The sequence below is a fragment of the Bacillus sp. CH140a_4T genome (assembly GCF_008923725.1).
In the GTDB taxonomy this organism is placed as follows: Bacteria; Bacillota; Bacilli; order Bacillales; family Bacillaceae_G; genus Bacillus_A.
In genome coordinates this window covers 173,327-190,450 of record NZ_WBPF01000016.1, presented here as the reverse complement: position 1 = coordinate 190,450, position 17,124 = coordinate 173,327, and the positions used below count along the sequence as shown (strand labels likewise).

The 17,124-nt window shown below is 35.3% G+C and carries 11 protein-coding genes; 3 read left to right on the top strand and 8 right to left on the bottom strand.

What is annotated here, in order from left to right; genetic code table 11:
* Positions 1-7: 7 nt before the first annotated feature.
* Together F8162_RS16350 and dcm are read right to left on the bottom strand one after the other, a co-directional pair.
* On the bottom strand, positions 8-3,088 hold the full coding sequence (locus F8162_RS16350; protein WP_151631482.1) for a UvrD-helicase domain-containing protein: 3,081 nt from the start codon (positions 3,086-3,088) through the stop codon (positions 8-10).
* Between the two features lie 578 nt (positions 3,089-3,666).
* The gene (dcm, locus tag F8162_RS16345) at positions 3,667-4,950 is read right to left on the bottom strand and encodes a DNA (cytosine-5-)-methyltransferase (protein ID WP_151631483.1); all 1,284 of its coding nucleotides are present in this window, start codon (positions 4,948-4,950) and stop codon (positions 3,667-3,669) included.
* Positions 4,951-5,290: 340 nt separating this feature from the next.
* Here dcm and F8162_RS16340 point away from each other — a divergent pair, with 340 nt between their 5' ends.
* Positions 5,291-6,685, top strand: coding sequence for a Sau3AI family type II restriction endonuclease (locus F8162_RS16340; protein WP_151631484.1), 1,395 nt, complete (start codon positions 5,291-5,293; stop codon positions 6,683-6,685).
* A 123-nt stretch (positions 6,686-6,808) separates the two neighbouring features.
* Here the strand turns inward: F8162_RS16340 and F8162_RS16335 are convergent, their stop codons facing one another.
* The 3 genes from F8162_RS16335 to F8162_RS16325 are packed head-to-tail and all read right to left on the bottom strand — an operon-like array spanning position 6,809 to position 10,066.
* Positions 6,809-7,783, bottom strand: a complete 975-nt coding sequence (locus F8162_RS16335) for a tripartite tricarboxylate transporter substrate binding protein (protein ID WP_151631485.1) — start codon at positions 7,781-7,783, stop codon at positions 6,809-6,811.
* Positions 7,780-8,457: a response regulator gene (locus F8162_RS16330; protein WP_098022767.1), complete on the bottom strand. Its 678-nt coding sequence runs from the start codon at positions 8,455-8,457 to the stop codon at positions 7,780-7,782. Before F8162_RS16330 ends, F8162_RS16335 begins: the two co-directional genes overlap by 4 nt.
* A gap of 19 nt (positions 8,458-8,476) precedes the next feature.
* Positions 8,477-10,066: a sensor histidine kinase gene (locus F8162_RS16325; protein WP_151631486.1), complete on the bottom strand. Its 1,590-nt coding sequence runs from the start codon at positions 10,064-10,066 to the stop codon at positions 8,477-8,479.
* 224 nt (positions 10,067-10,290) lie between these two features.
* Between F8162_RS16325 and F8162_RS16320 the strand changes: the two genes are divergently transcribed.
* Positions 10,291-11,613: an MFS transporter gene (locus tag F8162_RS16320; RefSeq protein WP_098639808.1), complete on the top strand. Its 1,323-nt coding sequence runs from the start codon at positions 10,291-10,293 to the stop codon at positions 11,611-11,613.
* A 266-nt stretch (positions 11,614-11,879) separates the two neighbouring features.
* Here the strand turns inward: F8162_RS16320 and F8162_RS29455 are convergent, their stop codons facing one another.
* A complete protein-coding gene (locus F8162_RS29455; protein WP_151631487.1) occupies positions 11,880-12,002 on the bottom strand; it encodes a DUF5065 family protein in 123 nt (40 codons plus the stop codon).
* A gap of 396 nt (positions 12,003-12,398) precedes the next feature.
* Positions 12,399-12,854 carry a DUF5065 family protein gene (locus F8162_RS16310; RefSeq protein WP_151631488.1) on the bottom strand — a complete coding sequence of 152 codons (456 nt, stop codon included), beginning with the start codon at positions 12,852-12,854 and terminating at the stop codon, positions 12,399-12,401.
* Between the two features lie 1,312 nt (positions 12,855-14,166).
* Between F8162_RS16310 and F8162_RS16305 the strand changes: the two genes are divergently transcribed.
* Positions 14,167-14,409: a hypothetical protein gene (locus F8162_RS16305; RefSeq protein ID WP_151631489.1), complete on the top strand. Its 243-nt coding sequence runs from the start codon at positions 14,167-14,169 to the stop codon at positions 14,407-14,409.
* A 69-nt stretch (positions 14,410-14,478) separates the two neighbouring features.
* Here the strand turns inward: F8162_RS16305 and F8162_RS16300 are convergent, their stop codons facing one another.
* Positions 14,479-16,791 carry a glycoside hydrolase domain-containing protein gene (locus F8162_RS16300; protein WP_151631490.1) on the bottom strand — a complete coding sequence of 771 codons (2,313 nt, stop codon included), beginning with the start codon at positions 16,789-16,791 and terminating at the stop codon, positions 14,479-14,481.
* Positions 16,792-17,124: the final 333 nt, after the last annotated feature.

Sequence of the window (17,124 nt, the reverse complement as noted above, 5' to 3'; positions counted from 1 at the left end):
TCTCCTCCTAATTACCCATGTCTAATTGCATAGACCAGGTATCATCCATTCGTTTAATTGGTTGAAAAATAATGAGCCTCTCCCGAGATCTTGTCATCGCAACATACAGCAATCTTGTTTCTTCTTTAACAATTTCCTTTGTTTCTAAATCACTCAAATCATCATAATAACTGTTTTTAAGTTTCAGTTTCTTTAGAAACCAGCCGACTTTTTTCTTTTCATTATCAAATAAAATCTCATCCCATTCAAAATGGAAGGGTTGGTCTGTGAAAGGCATAATAACCGTATGGTATTCCAAGCCTTTTGATTTGTGAACGGTCACGATTTCGACTACATCCTCTGTATCAACTGCTTCCACTCGTGGTTCATCTTCTTCACGATTGGTTTTGATATTGATTCCAAGCCACGAGTGCAGGGCATACAATGTCGCATTCGTACTGTCAAACTGCTGATGAAGTAAGTTCATCAAATGATTTAGATTGGTTTGATATTTGTGAACCTCAAATTTAGCCTTTACTTTTTCCTTATTTGATGGCTCACCATCGATTAAAGCGAGTTTTTTAGAATAGAGAGTTTGAAAAACGTCCTGGGTCATGAACTTCCGAATCACCGCAAATACAGGCTTAATTCTTAATTCCTGCACAGCAACGTCGAAATCTTTATTTAGCCCATGGTTCTGCCGTAAATACGCAAGAATCCGATTATTATCACCCTTGAATTTCACTAAGTTCTCTAACAACACTTCCGTTTTGAAAAATGGAGTCGCCAATGCATTCAGCACGCTTTTCGCATCATTTGAATAGAGCAGTGCTCCTAATAAACGATAAAAATCCTTTACCGCCTCGCTATTATAAAAAGTTCCACCAACATTCATCTCCACAGTAATTCCATGCTCATCGAGCCATTCATAAGCACACTTCGCTTGCTTATTCGTCCGAACAAGCAAGGCAATCTTCTTTTTCTTTGATTCATGCGTCTGTTTTTTTACAAGCTCTTGCGCGTTCTCCACTTCATTCAATACTTTTCCTTTTAGTTCATCAGTCCATTTATTGTACTTTTTCACTCGGAATTCATTCATACCAAAAGTCGAATCTTCATTTCCAATCAATCGATCTTGTTGTTCATACGTTAACTCGCCACGCTTACCCCACGTCATAAAATAACAATCCAACTTTTCCAACAGTGTCTTGGAAGTACGGTAATTAATTTGAAGAGGTTCTTCAATGAATGCTTCGTCAACGTTTTCCCTCAGTTGAGTAAAGGACGTATAATCCGCCCCTCTGAAACGGTAGATTGATTGCTTGATGTCACCTACGACAAATAATCTTGCTTGAATCATTTTATTAATTTGGGCAACAAGCTTGATTTGGACATCGTCACTGTCCTGAAATTCATCGACAAACAAGTATGCAAACTGATACGGCATTTCTTTTAATATTTCAGGTTTTTCCGAACTGATTTCACTAATTTTCCGTACAAGATCTCCTATTGTGATAGCGTTCTCCCGCCGTTTTACTTGATTAAACTCTTCTTCACACCTCGGGAATACATATGCGAATAGGTCATTGAACTTCTCGAATACTTCTTCTGAGGAGTAATTTTCTCTCCACTCTAAGTCAGCAATTTGTTTCTTGCTTAACCCTTTACTTTCCATTTCATCCCAGAAAGACTCCACAATCTTTACAAGTTCATAGTGTCGGAACCCATCAAGCCCTAACTCATTACTAGGTCTGCCAGCCACATACTCATTTAAAATCGTACTGATGATTTCTTTACGTTTGACCTTGTACCCTTTAAGCTGTACATTGCGGCCAAAACCAAGGATAAAACCAAGATCCTTAATTAAAGATTTCGCAAAGGAATGTATAGTGCTGATGTTCATTTCCCTAAGTTCCTCTGCATACTTTAAGTACCTTGGCTGTCTCGTTACCTGTTGCCTAAGCACCAATTCCTTCTTCAAACGATGCTTCATCTCTTGAGCTGATTCTCTCGTAAAGGTAATCATCACGATATCCTTTAGAGAAAGCTCTGGAACCATCGCGAGCAAAAACATAATCCGTTGTGTCATGACCGTAGTTTTCCCGGTTCCAGCCCCCGCCGTAATCGTCAAGTTTTCCTCTACCGGAGAGTGCTCAACTTTGTACTGCCCCTTGTTAAAGTTCGGAAATTTGTCTAGCCAATCCTTCTCGAATTCCTTATCCACTCCAGCCCCATCGATAACATAAATTGGCTCTTCCAATTTATATGGCTGTTTTGAAGAAAAATATTGAAACAAATAGGCTTTTTCAAACTTTTGATAAAAATCAATTGGGAACCATTCTGGTTTCTTTTTAAAATGAGACAGAATGATGACTTTAACTCCTTTTTCCAATAGTGGTTCAAATAATCGCTTATCTTGCAGCAGCTTTGTTTCCGTTGAAGCTATGTAAAGCAGCGAATATTTCGGACCTTCTTCTACCCCAGAAGTCTCAGGTAACTTCCCACCATGGATTAATTCCGTTAAACTTTCCCACTCATTTTCCTTTAATGAACTATTAGTTCTACTTAAGGAGACAGATGTTATGCGTCCAAGAAACGCTTCCTTATTAGAAAGATCATCCTTGAATAAGATGGGCGGATTACTTGGCAAGCGATCAAATCCGCTCTCTTCCCACTCCACTTTTGTTATATATGGAAGGGCTACCAAAACTCGTCTTGAAAGCTTATTCGCTAAATCTCCTTTCTCTTTAATCCAATCCATCAAACTATGCATTTGATTCTCCGCCTGTTGATATGGATTTCCTTCTTCCATATAAAAGTTTTGATAAACCCATTTATGCCCTTGTATCGCAACAATTTGGTCAATCGTAATTCCTTTTACTTCAATAATATTAATCCCTAATTCTTTATCTAGAAGCAAGATGTCCGGTTCTTTTCTTCCGGAATAATCAGCTGAGAAAATAGGATAGTTCCAATAACCTAAACATTCTCTCTCCTTAAAGTTTTCTTTAATTGACTCCCATACAATCCCTTCCGCTTTGCTACCCTTCTTTTTTCTTACAAAGGTAGAAATAAACAATCCAGCCAATACTTCACCTACTTTAATCATTTTTTCCTATTATTCAATATCTATTATTATAGCAAAAAAGTGGTAAATTGTAAGCGGACCCAAACTTCCTACAAGCATAGTGGAAGGATATCATTTTTTCCTATTAAGGTGATAAAAGAAAACCTGCTATTAGGTGCGTACTCTTTTTTATTATATATAAATTTAATAATGTATTATAAAATGCAAATAGAACAGTATTTCTACTGTTCTATAATATAGTTATTATTACTAATCACCAAAGAAAAAGTGGTGCGAACAGCAATAAGTAAGAAGAAAAATATAGCAGGCATGCACCCAATCCTTCAAGTATCATTATAACTATATATAACATATTAAAACCTATAGTTATAATATTCACGTGTAATGTTTCTTGTATACTATTATACATTACTTAAAGCAAAACAATTCACCAGACTTTCTTGCACAATTTTAATAAGGCTAATCATACTTAATCAACTACTCCATTCTAAATTTCAAAAATCACATAAAAAATAACCCGAGCCTATAACTATAGAACCCAGGTTATCCCAACACTTTATTATTTTAAACGTATCAGAAGCCTATGCCACATTTATTTCCTAAAACAAACTCAATTGCACAATACTATCCATCTTCTCTTCTTCTTTGTTAATCTCTAAAATCCTTTGACCCATTCGCTCCACCAAATCAACCACTAAAGCATTTCCCATACAAAAGTACCTGTTTCTTTGTGGCATACCTGTATTTGTCCAATCCATCGGGAAACCATTTAACAATTCACATTCAACCGGTGTTAAATATCTTAGTCTTTTTGTATAAGGATCTTCAATGACATGGGAACTTCTATTACATGTTCCTTCACTTGTTAACATTGTACGCCCAGGCTTATCTAAATCATCAGGGAATGCCATTCCTCCCTCAGAGTAGAAATATTTATGACCTGTCGCCTTTGATACTCTTTCTTCTTTTTTAGGACCTTTAAGATACTTAAGTTCCTCAAATTCCGTTCTTCCCTTTTTGTTAACCTTATCCATTTTTAAATAATACAATTCATCTGCAGGGCCAAATTTATCATATACCTTTTGAACAACTTCACCTAAAGTCTCTGGATTTTCAGTTACTGGAACTAATTCTTCCGTATATACTTGTCCATCCATCATTACGCCAGAATTATAGTATTCAGCTTTAAATGTATCAGAAACCTCAATAATATCGACTGGCAACTCAAATTGCCCTCTTTTTTTGTTTTCTTCAGGTGCTTCATACACATTAAAAATTGGAGCGAAGAATCCATTTTCACACAATATCTCTAAAGGCTTCATTTTACTTTGAATAGATGTGAAATGAGATTCTTTTAAATACGCAAAAATAAATACTCTTCGTCTTCTTTGAGAATTTCCATAATCCGCAGCGTTAATAACTCTCCATTCCACTACATATCCTGCATCTCTAAAGCTCGCCAGCATAATAGAAAAATCACGACCTCTTTGTTTTGCTGGTGACTTTAATAATCTATCTACATTCTCTAACAAAACAAATCTTGGCTTGCGAGAATTAACTATGTTCATTATCTCCCAAAAAAGAACACCTTTTTTTCCTTGTATTCCTTTTTCATTTGATAAAGTACGTGCTACAGAATAGTCTTGGCAAGGAAAGCCTCCTACTAATAAATCATGCTCAGGTATTTCCGGCCAAGCTTCAGCTATATCTCTATTTACATGTATTCCTTTATTTTCAAAGCGAGTTGCATAACAATTAAATGCATGTTGTGCTTTAGTTGAGGGTTCCCATTGGTTTCCCCAAAGAACGTCAAAGTTTTCGTTTGCTTCTAGTCCTAATCTAAAACCTCCTACTCCCGCAAAAAGTTCTACTACTTTCACCATAAATACACGAACATCCTTTCGGTATTTTATTTATCTATGCTTCATTATAATAAAAAGTGAGGAAAAGATCAACTATAACATTTCAAGAACCGTACTTTTTTGTATTTCCTTGTTTGGCTTGTACCAATTAAGAAAACTGTTCGCACTTTATCAATATTATAAAGGACATAACTCATCTTGAATAAATTCAATATAACTGTTATCTAATAATATAAACTGTCTTTTCCCTCTTATAAATTTTACTTATATAAATTTGAAACAGCTTTTTATTATAGCATAACTTTAATATGTATTGTTTAAAATCATACAACGCAGCACTGGATACAGAAAGGAGATTATTATGGACTACACTACAATAGAAGAACTAATGAAAAAAGCACATGAAGCTGAAGGAAGAACATTTGGTGAAATCGATACAACTGACAGACTCGCAAATGCAAAATCAAAAGGTGGGCTAGGGCAAGTAATTGAGGAAAGCTTCTTTGGATATGAAGTCAATTCAAACGCAGAAGCTGACTTTAAACACCTTGGTATTGAACTTAAAGTAACTGCATTTAAACAAAATAAAAACGGTTCATTATCTGCCAAAGAGCGGCTAGTCTTAAATATTATCAACTATATGGAAGAAGTTCATACACACTTTGAAACCTCAAGCTTTTGGAAGAAAAACGAAAAACTACTATTAATGTTCTATGAATGGGTACCTGGTGTAGACCGTAAAGATTTTCACATTACAAAAAGCCTTTTATTTACCTATCCCGAAGCTGATTTAGAAATAATTAGACAAGACTGGGAAACCATCGTAAATAAAATTCGTGCCGGCCAAGCACATGAATTATCTGAAGGTGATACAAACTATTTAGGAGCTTGCACTAAGGGTTCCAATAAGAATTCACTTCGCTCACAACCGTATTCTGAAATTCCAGCAATGCAAAGAGCTTTTTCGTTAAAGCCTTCTTATATGACAGCACTAGTTCGCAGGTATCACCTAAACGAAGAACTAGTAAGTTTTACAACAAAAAATGAACTAAAAGAAAGATCTCTTGAAGAAATCCTTTATTCAAAATTTGAAAATTACATAGGCTTAACTGATCAAGAAATCGCTCAAAAATTATCTATTGATTACAAACCTACAACCAAAAGCTTTGTTCCACTATTAGTAAGCTCTTTACTTGGTATTAAAGGAACTCGACTCGATAAAATTGAAGAATTTGCGAAAGCTAATATAGAATTTAAAACAGTTCGTTTAGAGCCCAACCGGAAACCCGAACAAAGCATGTCATTTGAAACAATCGATTTTCATCAATGGACAAACGAATCATGGGAAGAAAGCGAAATTAGAGAACGCTTCTATCAAACCAAGTTTTTATTCGTAATTTTTGAATTTAACCAAACAAAAAAAGAAAATCCAAATCGTAAACTCTACTTTAAAGGTATTAAACTTTGGAACATGCCTGCTCCTACAATAGAAAAAGAAATACGTGAACTATGGGAAGAAGTTAATAAAGTAATACATGAGGGTATTCAAATTGAATATAAAAAACGCGGTGACAAAGTCGTCGAAGCAAATAACCTACCAAAAATAAACTTCAACGGTGTCGCGCACATTAGACCAAAAGCCCGCAACGGTGCCGATAAAGTAGCTTTACCTGATGGCCAACATATTACAAAGCAGTGTTATTGGTTGAATAATTCTTATATTGCTTCTGTTGTTGCCAATAACATTAACGAATAATTTACCTTAATCTATAATCTCTATACCATAAAAACACCTTCTCATCTCACATGCTTAGTACATGTAATAAGAAGGTGTTTTGTTATTTATATAACACTCTTATTGTAGGTGTGCTATCTCACATCATCTCAAACCAATTCCTCCTATCAACTCACCATACCCTAAATCACACTCCTCCAAAAACCCCCTACTCTCCCCACTCCCCTTATAAAAACTCTCCCAACCCCGCTCCCTCAAAATCCTCTTCCAACTATCACTCTCCACCATCCTTTTAATAACACTATCCCAATAAGCAACCTCTTCCTCTGTCATATCCTTCGGGCCCATAATTCCTTTCCAGTGTTGGAAGATTACGTTGATTCCTTGTTCTTTCCATGTTGGGATTTCTGGTAGTCGGTCTAGGCGTTTTGGTGCGGATACGGCTAGTATTTTTATTTTGCCGGCTTTGTATTGTTTTTCGGCTTCGGATAGAGTCATGGTTGCGGCGCCTATTTGTTTGTTCGTTAGGGCGTTTATGATTTTTTCTTTGTTTTCGTAGACGAAGAATTGTAGTTCGGCAGGGTTTATGCCGAAGGCTTTGCTTACTTGTACGAAGGATAGGTGATCGTCGTTTCCTAGGCCTGGGGCCACGCCGATTTTGAAGTTATTCTTGTCTCGTTTGAGTTGTTCCATGAGTTCGTTTGCGTTTTCTATGTTTGATTCTTTTGATACGACAACGACTTCCCAGTCCGATGCAAGTGTTGCGAGCGGCGTGAAGTCTTTATATGTTAGTTTACTGTGGCCTAGTAGGTTGTTCGTTATGAGTAAGCTTGAGTTAATCGCCAGTACTTGTCCGCCTTTTTGTTTCGTATATTTCCATCCGACGTCACCACTGCCACCTACTTTATTTGTGACTGTGATTGGTTTTGTGAAGATTTTTTCTTCTGCCAGCGTTTTTTGCATCGCTCGTGCTGTTAAGTCCCAGCCTGCGCCTTGAACGTTTGGCGCAACGATTTCTACTTTGTCGATGTTCACTTTATTCGTATGGGATGTTTCTGAGGAACAACCAGCTATTACTCCTGTCATGATCCATATGCATAGTAATAATTGTTTTTTCATAGTCCTCGTCCTATGCGATATTTTCGTTCTGGTCGTCCGATAATGCCGTATGTGTACTCTACTGTGCATTCGTTTGTCGCTACTAAGTATTCTAAATATCTTCTTGCGGTTGTTCGGGAGGCTCCCATTTGTTCTCCCATTTCTTCTATTGTAATGCCCTCTTCGAACCCTTTTATAATCCCTTTCACTTTTTGTAGTGTTAACGGATCTACACCTGTCGGTAAGTTTTTTATATCTTGTGTTTGCGAAGTACCGAAGAAGTTATCGATAAGTGCTTGATTCACTTCATTGTTACTATGTAATAATTGCTTCTTTCTTTTATAGTCTTCAATTGTGCGAACGAATTTTTCTAGCGTGACCGGTTTTATAAGGTAGTTGCTTACGCCGTTTCGAATTGCTTTTTCTAACATATGGTTTTCATTTGCCGCAGTCACCATAATGACGTCAACGTTTGGAAAGTCAGCGTGAATTTTCGGTAATAATTCTGTTCCGATTCCGTCTGGTAAATAATTATCTAATAGAAGTAAATCGATTTCTTCCCTTTGTAGTAGTTCCATCGTTTCTTTCGCGTTCAATGCTTTTCCAATCACTTTTACGTCCTTTATTTTTGACAAAAACTCTTCCTGAATTTGCGCGACGCGGAAATCATCTTCTGCAATTGCAACCTTCAACATATGTCCATCCCCCTGTTTGTCATGTACTTTCTTTCAATGTTTTCGGAAGGTAAATTGTAAAAATAGCTCCCCCATTTTTCTCGTTTTGAATTTCAATTGTTCCCTCTAGTAGATCTACCATTTCTTTCACGTTTGCTAGCCCGTAACCACGATCAGTTCCTTTCGTTGAAAATCCTTTTTGAAAAATGGTCGTTATTTTTTCTGCCGGTATCCCTATCCCGCTATCTATCACTTCAAACACAATATCGTGCCCAATATCCGTAACAAAGAAGGAAACATTCTTTTCCTCTCGTTCATTTACCGCATCAAATGCATTATCGATTACGTTTCCAAGAATCGTAATAAGATGCGACACCTTTATATGGTCTGGTAACGGATGAAGCGCACTATCTCCTTCAATATGAAAATCAATTTTCTTTTCAGACGCTGTTCCGATTTTTCCTAATAAAATAGCTTGTACTTTCGCATCGTGAATTTGATGAAATAAAATATGGTTTTGGCTTTGATGAATGTTAGATTCTTGCTGAATAAATTCAATTGCTTCTCTGTAGTGCCCTAGCTGAAGTAATCCTGATAAAACGAAAAGCTTATTTGTAAATTCATGCGTTTGAGCACGTAAGTCCTCTGAATACTTTCTTACCTCAGATATGGTGTTCACAAGGTTTTGCAGTTCTGTTTTATCTCTAAAACTACATACAATGCCTACCGTATTATCATTTTCGAGTATCGGTGTCATGTTTAAAATAAACACTTTATCTTGAAATGCGATTTCTTGATCGTTTTCTAGTACTCTCTCCATATGAAATTCTGGTAAAACTTTTGAAATGTGCTGCTGCATATAATCATCATTTACATGTAGCATCTCTTCTGCCGATGTGTTCATCATCGTAATAAACCCGTTTTGATCAATAGCGATAATTCCTTCTTTTATAGATAATAGTATCGCGCTTCGTTCCCGGTATAACGCCGCAATTTCATTCGGTTCCAAGCCAAGTGTATCTTTCCTAATACTACGTGCTAAAAGAATGCCACCAACAATGCCGGCTAGTAATACTGCTAAGGAAAAGAGTATAATTTCTTTCGTTCTGCTCAGTATGTTAGATTCGATACCTTTTATTAAAAACTCTACTGTCACAACACCTACTACTTGATCGTAGTCTCCGTTATGAACAATAATGGGCGCCTTCGCCATTAAAGCAGGACCACTTTCTCCATTTCCTTCGAGCGTATAATAGCCACCAAAAGTGAGTGCTTCATAGTTATATGGATTGTTACTCTTTGTACCAATCAACTCCGAATTAGAATGGGAATACATCACCCCAAAGCGATCTTCTATAATGACATAATCTGCACCCGCTTGCTCACGAACTTGTTCCGCAATGGATTGAATCGTACTTTTATGCTCGTTATTTTGAAAAGCATCTTTTATAGCTGGCATAAAAGAAAGCGACTTCGCTGTTTGCAGTGCTAACTGCTCCACTTGGCGCTTCGTATCAACGGACTGAATGTAAACAAATATTCCCGCTAATAGGAGAACGACAAATAATATTAACGTAATAATTAAGCTTACTATTTTCGTTTGCAATGACACTTTGCGTGATTTCTTCATGCTTCATATCCTTTGATAAAATATTCAAAACTATCAATCTCCTTTTTCTATTATTATGACAAAACTAATAATGAAGCAACTATTAAAACTCTCCATGTACATAAAGTACAAAAAGAATAAAATTGTCATAATATTGAGATTTAATTCTATAGACAGTACAATTCAACTGCAATGAACACGCTTTCATATATACCTTTTATTACTAAGCAAGAGGAGGAATGATTATGGCTCAAGCAAAATCTAATCGAGTCGCCGGCAATATTTTCAAAGGTTCTGTCGGCAATTTAATTGAATGGTACGATTGGTACGTTTACTCTGCTTTCGCTGTTTACTTCTCAGCGGAGTTCTTTCCTAAAGGAGATCCAACGAGTCAGTTACTGAACACTGCGGCTATTTTCGCAGTTGGGTTTTTAATGCGCCCTATCGGAAGTTTATTAATGGGACGCTATGCAGATCGGCATGGACGCCGGGCAGCATTAACGCTTTCGATTACAGTTATGGCCGGTGGTTCTTTAATTATCGCCTGTACACCTAGTTACGAAAGCATCGGTATTATGGCGCCAATTATTTTAGTTCTTGCCCGTTTACTACAAGGATTATCACTTGGCGGAGAGTACGGAACTTCCGCGACGTATTTATCTGAAATGGCTAGTAGTGGTCGCCGTGGCTTTTATTCCAGCTTCCAATATGTAACGCTCGTTGCTGGACAGATGGTTGCGTTAGGCGTTCAAATTGTTCTTCAGCAATTGCTAAGCGAACCAGATATGAAAGCTTGGGGCTGGCGCATTCCATTCATTATTGGAGCAATGGGTGCAGTAGCTGTATTATGGCTTCGCCGCACGATGGATGAATCAGAACAGTTCTCAAACATAAAATCGCAAAAACGCGAAAGCGCAGGAACCGTTCGCGCTCTTATGAAACACCCGAAAGCAGTATTAACAGTAGTCGGCCTAACACTAGGAGGCACTGTCGCATTCTATACGTACACAACATATTTACAAAAGTTCATGGTAAACACAGTCGGTCTTCCGAAAGAAGTTGTAAGCTGGATTAACTTTGTCGCACTACTTATTTTCGTCGTACTTCAACCAATTGCGGGGCTATTATCCGATAAAATTGGACGCCGCCCACTATTAATGGCATTCGGTATTCTCGGAACGTTACTAACAGCACCTATCTTCTTCTTCCTAGAAAAAACGACAGAACCAATGGTAGCATTTTTACTCATGATGGTCGGCCTTATTATCGTTACTGGTTACACATCGATTAACGCGATTGTAAAAGCAGAACTCTTCCCAACCGAAATTCGCGCACTTGGCGTAGGTTTACCATATGCATTAACCGTTGCGATATTCGGCGGAACTGCAGAGTTCATCGCACTATGGCTAAAGAGTATTGGGATGGAATCACTATTCTACTTCTACGTAGCTGGATGTATCGCGATAAGCTTTATCACATATTGGCGTATGGATGAGTCATCGAAAACTTCGCAGATTGAGGCGGAGCTTGGTGGTGGGGATACATTAGTTAATAATAAATCTAGTTAAAAGTATATATTCTATGATCTTCGTTTATCTGAAAAGCATAACAGAAAATATATTCTAACTTACTTATCTTCTATTTTTTACTTTTATATGGATAACCCCCAGTCATAAGTAGAAAACCTATTGTTTTTCTACTTATGACTGTTTTTTTCTTTTGATTGAGCTGTTTCTATCCATTTCCTTAAATTATGGGCAATACAACTACACACCCTTCTAACCTATTTTTAGAAAACCCTCGTAAGGTGAAGGGTTGGAAGAAACGATTGTATTTAATATGTCTGAAATGCTTTTTGTACAGATACCGTAGCTGCTGGCTGTGTATTAACTGCGCTAACTCCTGTGAAACCGCCTAGTGTTAACGCCTCAATTAATGCTAATTTTCCTAAATTCATCATTGTTTCTCCCAATATAGTTTCATAATTTCTAAAAGCTTATAACTATATATACAAAAAGATAACGTAGAGTACCTTCCTGCCATCCCTTGTCCAAAGCAAACTCACCTCTCAGCCACTCACTTCGCGTTCCTTGAGGAAGGAATCTTATTAGATAAAGTGATAAATAAAAAAGTCCTACATTCAGTAGGACTAAATAACTTTTGCAACGTCATAAACAACGGCAGTATTTGAACCATGATATAACCAATTTCAGGGCGAAGATATTAGGGGGAATTCTCGTTCCTAGCAATCCATCGCGTAACGATATAGTAAAAAAGAACTATTTTTCCTGAGTTACCTAATATCATTTTCTAGAACTTTAGGTATGTCTCTATTGCATTATTTAATACAATATTAATTAACTTGAAATTGCTTACTATATTCGAATGTAGAACCATCACGGAAAACAGCTACATATTTTCCAGAAGTGTAGACATCTGTAAATTCAGTCGCCCACACTGGATATACATGTCCAGGTTCACCAAAACTTGGATAAATTGTTTTATAGCGATGCATTGAACCATCTGCATGTACTTTGTATATTTTTAAAATAGCTTTATCATCTGTTTTTACCGTATCTTGAGTATAGTAAAATCTATCTCCAGATTCATAAGAATTTTTCACAAGCAAAGTTTGTGTACCTGCATAAGGTAACTGTCCAATATTAGTGAATCCCCATAAATCTTTAGATGGCTCTGTATAAGGCTCTTGGTAAGCTGCAGCAGCTTGTGTAGTTGGTTTAAGCATTTCTACTGCTGTAAATCCACCAAATGTTAATACTCCGATAAGTGCTAATTTACCTAATTTCATTATTATTCCTCCAATGTATTCATATAATAATTTCAAAATCCTTATATCTATTTATTTGAATTATAACATTTTTTGCTTTTTCAAATATATTCCTTAAAAAGTTAATATAGGTATTCTTTACACCTGATACTAACGTTGCTGTAACTCCCCTGAATTATATCTTTTGCAATAATACATAGCATCTTTTAAAATTGTAACAATCGATTTTTCTTTTCATCAGTAGGAACCTTTCCTAAAGTCATTTCACCCTACTGTTTATATTTAGAAGCTATAGTTGGTCCAAATGAATCTACAAGTGGACTAACACCGCTAAATCCATAATACTCCCTCCCTTTTCCTTATTAATAGAACTTAATTTAATAATGTAATTAAATTAGGCCCTTACTCTATTAAGTGAAAGGAAAAGAGAATAAATAAAAAAAGAGGAAATCTACAATAAACAAAATATTAATTTAATAGTTTGTCAAATCAGATGTTATAGAAGCTCTTATTTAATAATTTCCGTTGAATTTTGGAGTAGAAACTGGTTCATCATGTAGGAAGCCCCTTACATATTAAGTATCTATATAGTAAGTGAAATTAGAGTTATGAATTAAAACTAAGAAGGATTTATTCAATCTTGTTACTAAAGTTTCTTTATTAGCTCATAAAATATTTTCATGCACTTTTAATTGCGAATTTTTTTAAATTTAAACCATTTATATTTAGACGTTTGATAATATATTTTTCTTATTAATCAAATGAGTCAGATTATGGAGTAACTGTATAAATTGTTTCATTAAGATTGTGAAGAGGTGTACTTAAGCCAACAGGGCAGTTTAGTTGACTAAAGAATGCTATAATAGTATTAAAACTTTAGAAAAGTAGGAAGTAAAATGAAGAGTATTAAAAGGTTGATTCAAGTCACCTTAGTAAGTACATCATTATTAATTCTTAGTGGATGTTATTTCTCTAAAGATAAACTGAATCAACCCATACAAGAATATTTAAAAACACGTTTTTAATTTTTACTAGTTTATCAAGATTATTAGCATCCATGCATTTATATAAAAATACGTATAGATTAAAAGTAAAAAAGCTAGTAGTAGAGAAACTTTAAGATATTCAATTGTAAAGAATAGTATCTTTGTACTAGAAGTATATTTATGGCTTGGTTTGATTTTTTCTTACTTTCTATCTTCAATAAACATAAAATAGAAACCGTTTTAGTAGTCCAAAGAAAAATTCCCATACAAATATTTAATTGATACAATAATCTATAAATAAAATTAACATTCTATTTATCTTAAAACAATGAAAAAGGGGTGAAACTTTGAACAAATGGGCTATATTATCTTTATCCTGTGTACCTTATGCTCTTTTAACTATAATAAATGAGCATACATTAGAAATAGGTGGATCAGCGAATATCTTTTGGAAAGTTGGTTTATTTGCACCACTTATAGGCGTTTTATTTTCAGCTGGAGCCAGTAAAACTTATCAACGCGTTATGCTTGCAATATTTAATTTAAGTTACTATTTTGGACTTTACATCTATATGATATACACTTTTTAAAGTAATGTTTTTATAAAAATAAAAAAACATGCGATATTAAAATAATAATATCACATGTTTTTTTTATATCTATGCTAAAATAATTTCCTCTTCTTTTACAAATTTAAGTAATTTATCTTTCCAAGCACGACTAACATCTTCACCAATTTCCTTAGAAAAATTAGACATACCGAATTTATGCAAGAATGCTAATTTTACTGGAATCAACAGCTCTTCCGTTGCATTTAAGTAAAGAGTTGCATCTTTATATGCTTTATCAGCTGATCCGCCAAATTTATTATTATAGAACATAGTAAATCTCTTATCCTTATCATTGTCGAAATAATTAAGAATTGCATCTTTTACACTAATTTTATGATTGCTACTTAAAATTTTTCTAGCAATATTGTATGCATCAACATCTGATATTAAATCTGGATATGAAAAGGATGTTCCTGCACCGCCAATTGCTTTAAAAGCTGCAGTATAAATATCACCATTAAGTGTTTTATCTTCTTTAACCATATTGATAGAATCTCTAACTGAAGTCATTAAATCTCCTGCCCAACCAGCATAATTAGAAATTGCTGCATCATGAAGTGTAATCACAGAATCACATGTAGCAGCCATATGTTGTAGGTCTAGCTCGACTCCCGTTGTAGGATCTATAAGACTAGGGAAATTCTCAATATCTCCAAGAACCTTTTTAGCTTCTTCAATAAATTCTAAATCAAGTGGTCCTGCTACCGCATCCCATGCTAGACCTTGATAGTGTCCATATCGAAGGTAATCAAGACATTTGTCATTCGCATCTTCAATTGTACTTGACTCTTTCATGGCTAAATCGTGAAGCATTTCCAATTTTTTCTTAAAAAGAGCATTCGAATCCAATGGATTAGAAATAACAGAAGACTGCCCTTGATCACGTCCTGATTTTATATTTTTATCAATTGGAATAAGTCCTGCTCCATTACCAATTGTATATTCTTTAATTTGGTCAAAAGCCCAATTTTTTGGTAGCGGATATCCTAAGTTAGCACTATAACCTGCAGACATGCCGCTTACAAAGCTAGATACTACTTCTGAAAATTTATTAGATACCTGTATACATACTCCACGTGGCCCATAAACACCGACTTTATACTCTCCATTACTCATTTGCTTTAAATTCTGTACAACCCCTTCGAAATAAGGAATAACATTATTGTTAATATCTTCACCTAAAGCATCAAAATCCACAGCAAAATAAATTATAGTCCCTGGTTTAAATCCATATTTTCGAGCTGCATATACTGCTTCAGCTGCATCAGATCTTCCTTGCAATTTTCCAAAATAACCCTTTTCATTTCCGATTGTTTGATAAATAGGGAACACCGTTAAACCAGCATCAAAAATTGTTTTTAATTCACCAACTTGAATTTTCTTATTTCTACCTCCAGGAACAACATTCACTAAATAGCGTCCAACTGTTTGATATCCTTGACTTTTTAAAGTTTGAGCTCTAGCAGCCGTAACTTCAGTACTACAATCACATGCTGTTCCTGGACGATCAGGATCACCAGTACTAACTAATGTCGATAACCAAGTTCCCTTATTAGCAACACCATCAACAGGAAGTAATGTAAACGTTTGGAACTCTTTCACTTTATTTACTAGATTTGCATTATATGTTGTTGAAAATGAACCTGAATCATAACCATTAAAATATAAAGCGTATTGGAATAATGTAACGAATCTACTTGAACTTCCTTCTTTTAAAGTAGGTAAACCATCTCTTGTCGCAGGACCAATCGAACCAGTTTGAGAACCTGCAGCAATCCCCATTTCTGTTTGTAAACCATACACTAAAGCTTTGTTTGTACCTCGCTGGTAATGACCATCCGTTGGTTGAACACCAGACGTTTTGTAATATTTATTATTTAAATCTTGTTGAATTTGTCTTACTTTTGCATCTCCACCTGGAGTAAGACGATACGCATCCATTGTTAAGAATGCTTTAAAAATATAGTCATACACTTTACCATCAGTGATTGGAAGACCAGCATCTTTTTGCAAACTTACAACTGCATTTTTCGTATTCTCATCAAAAACATCATCAAATTTCCCCGGATTATATCCTTTACAATACATAGCACCTTTTAAAATTTGGACAATCGCTTTTCCTTTTGCATCAGTAGGAACTTTTCCTAAAGTCATTTCGCCCCACTGCTTATATTTAGAAGCTGTAGTTGGTCCAAATGCATCTGCAAGCGAAGTAATACCCAATTCAACTTGAAGGGCTCTTGTTAAAGCATAAACAGTTGACCAACTTGTTTTACCATTTAAAGGCGCTGGCTGAAAACCTGCGACTTTTCCATACTTATCATTTACCCATGTTTGTACTGCTAATACCGCTAAATCCATAATATTCTCTCCCTTTTTCTTTTTTATGAAGCTTAATGTAAATTAGGCTCTTACTCTATTAAGTGAAAGGAAAGTAGAATAAATAAAAAAAAAGACAAAAATTTAAAATAAAAAAAATAATGCTGGTCTCCCAAAAAATATGCGACTGATCTGATAAACTTGAACATCATGAGGGGTTGCCTTTATACAAAAGGACGTAGTCCATATGAAAAATGAGATTATATTTAAACGAAGGCATTAACAATTAGAGATTATTTTGTTAACTGTATATGGGCACCCAAGGTACACTCTAAGCTTTCTTGATTTTGTAGAAATTATGAAAGAACGAGAATT

Coding starts and splice junctions, on each gene's coding strand:
- F8162_RS16350 (WP_151631482.1), bottom strand. CDS start 3,088: ATGATTAAAGTAGGTGAAGTATTGGCTGGATTGTTTATTTCTACCTTT.
- dcm (WP_151631483.1), bottom strand. CDS start 4,950: ATGGTGAAAGTAGTAGAACTTTTTGCGGGAGTAGGAGGTTTTAGATTA.
- F8162_RS16340 (WP_151631484.1), top strand. CDS start 5,291: ATGGACTACACTACAATAGAAGAACTAATGAAAAAAGCACATGAAGCT.
- F8162_RS16335 (WP_151631485.1), bottom strand. CDS start 7,783: ATGAAAAAACAATTATTACTATGCATATGGATCATGACAGGAGTAATA.
- F8162_RS16330 (WP_098022767.1), bottom strand. CDS start 8,457: ATGTTGAAGGTTGCAATTGCAGAAGATGATTTCCGCGTCGCGCAAATT.
- F8162_RS16325 (WP_151631486.1), bottom strand. CDS start 10,066: ATGAAGAAATCACGCAAAGTGTCATTGCAAACGAAAATAGTAAGCTTA.
- F8162_RS16320 (WP_098639808.1), top strand. CDS start 10,291: ATGGCTCAAGCAAAATCTAATCGAGTCGCCGGCAATATTTTCAAAGGT.
- F8162_RS29455 (WP_151631487.1), bottom strand. CDS start 12,002: ATGAATTTAGGAAAATTAGCATTAATTGAGGCGTTAACACTAGGCGGT.
- F8162_RS16310 (WP_151631488.1), bottom strand. CDS start 12,854: ATGAAATTAGGTAAATTAGCACTTATCGGAGTATTAACATTTGGTGGA.
- F8162_RS16300 (WP_151631490.1), bottom strand. CDS start 16,791: ATGGATTTAGCGGTATTAGCAGTACAAACATGGGTAAATGATAAGTAT.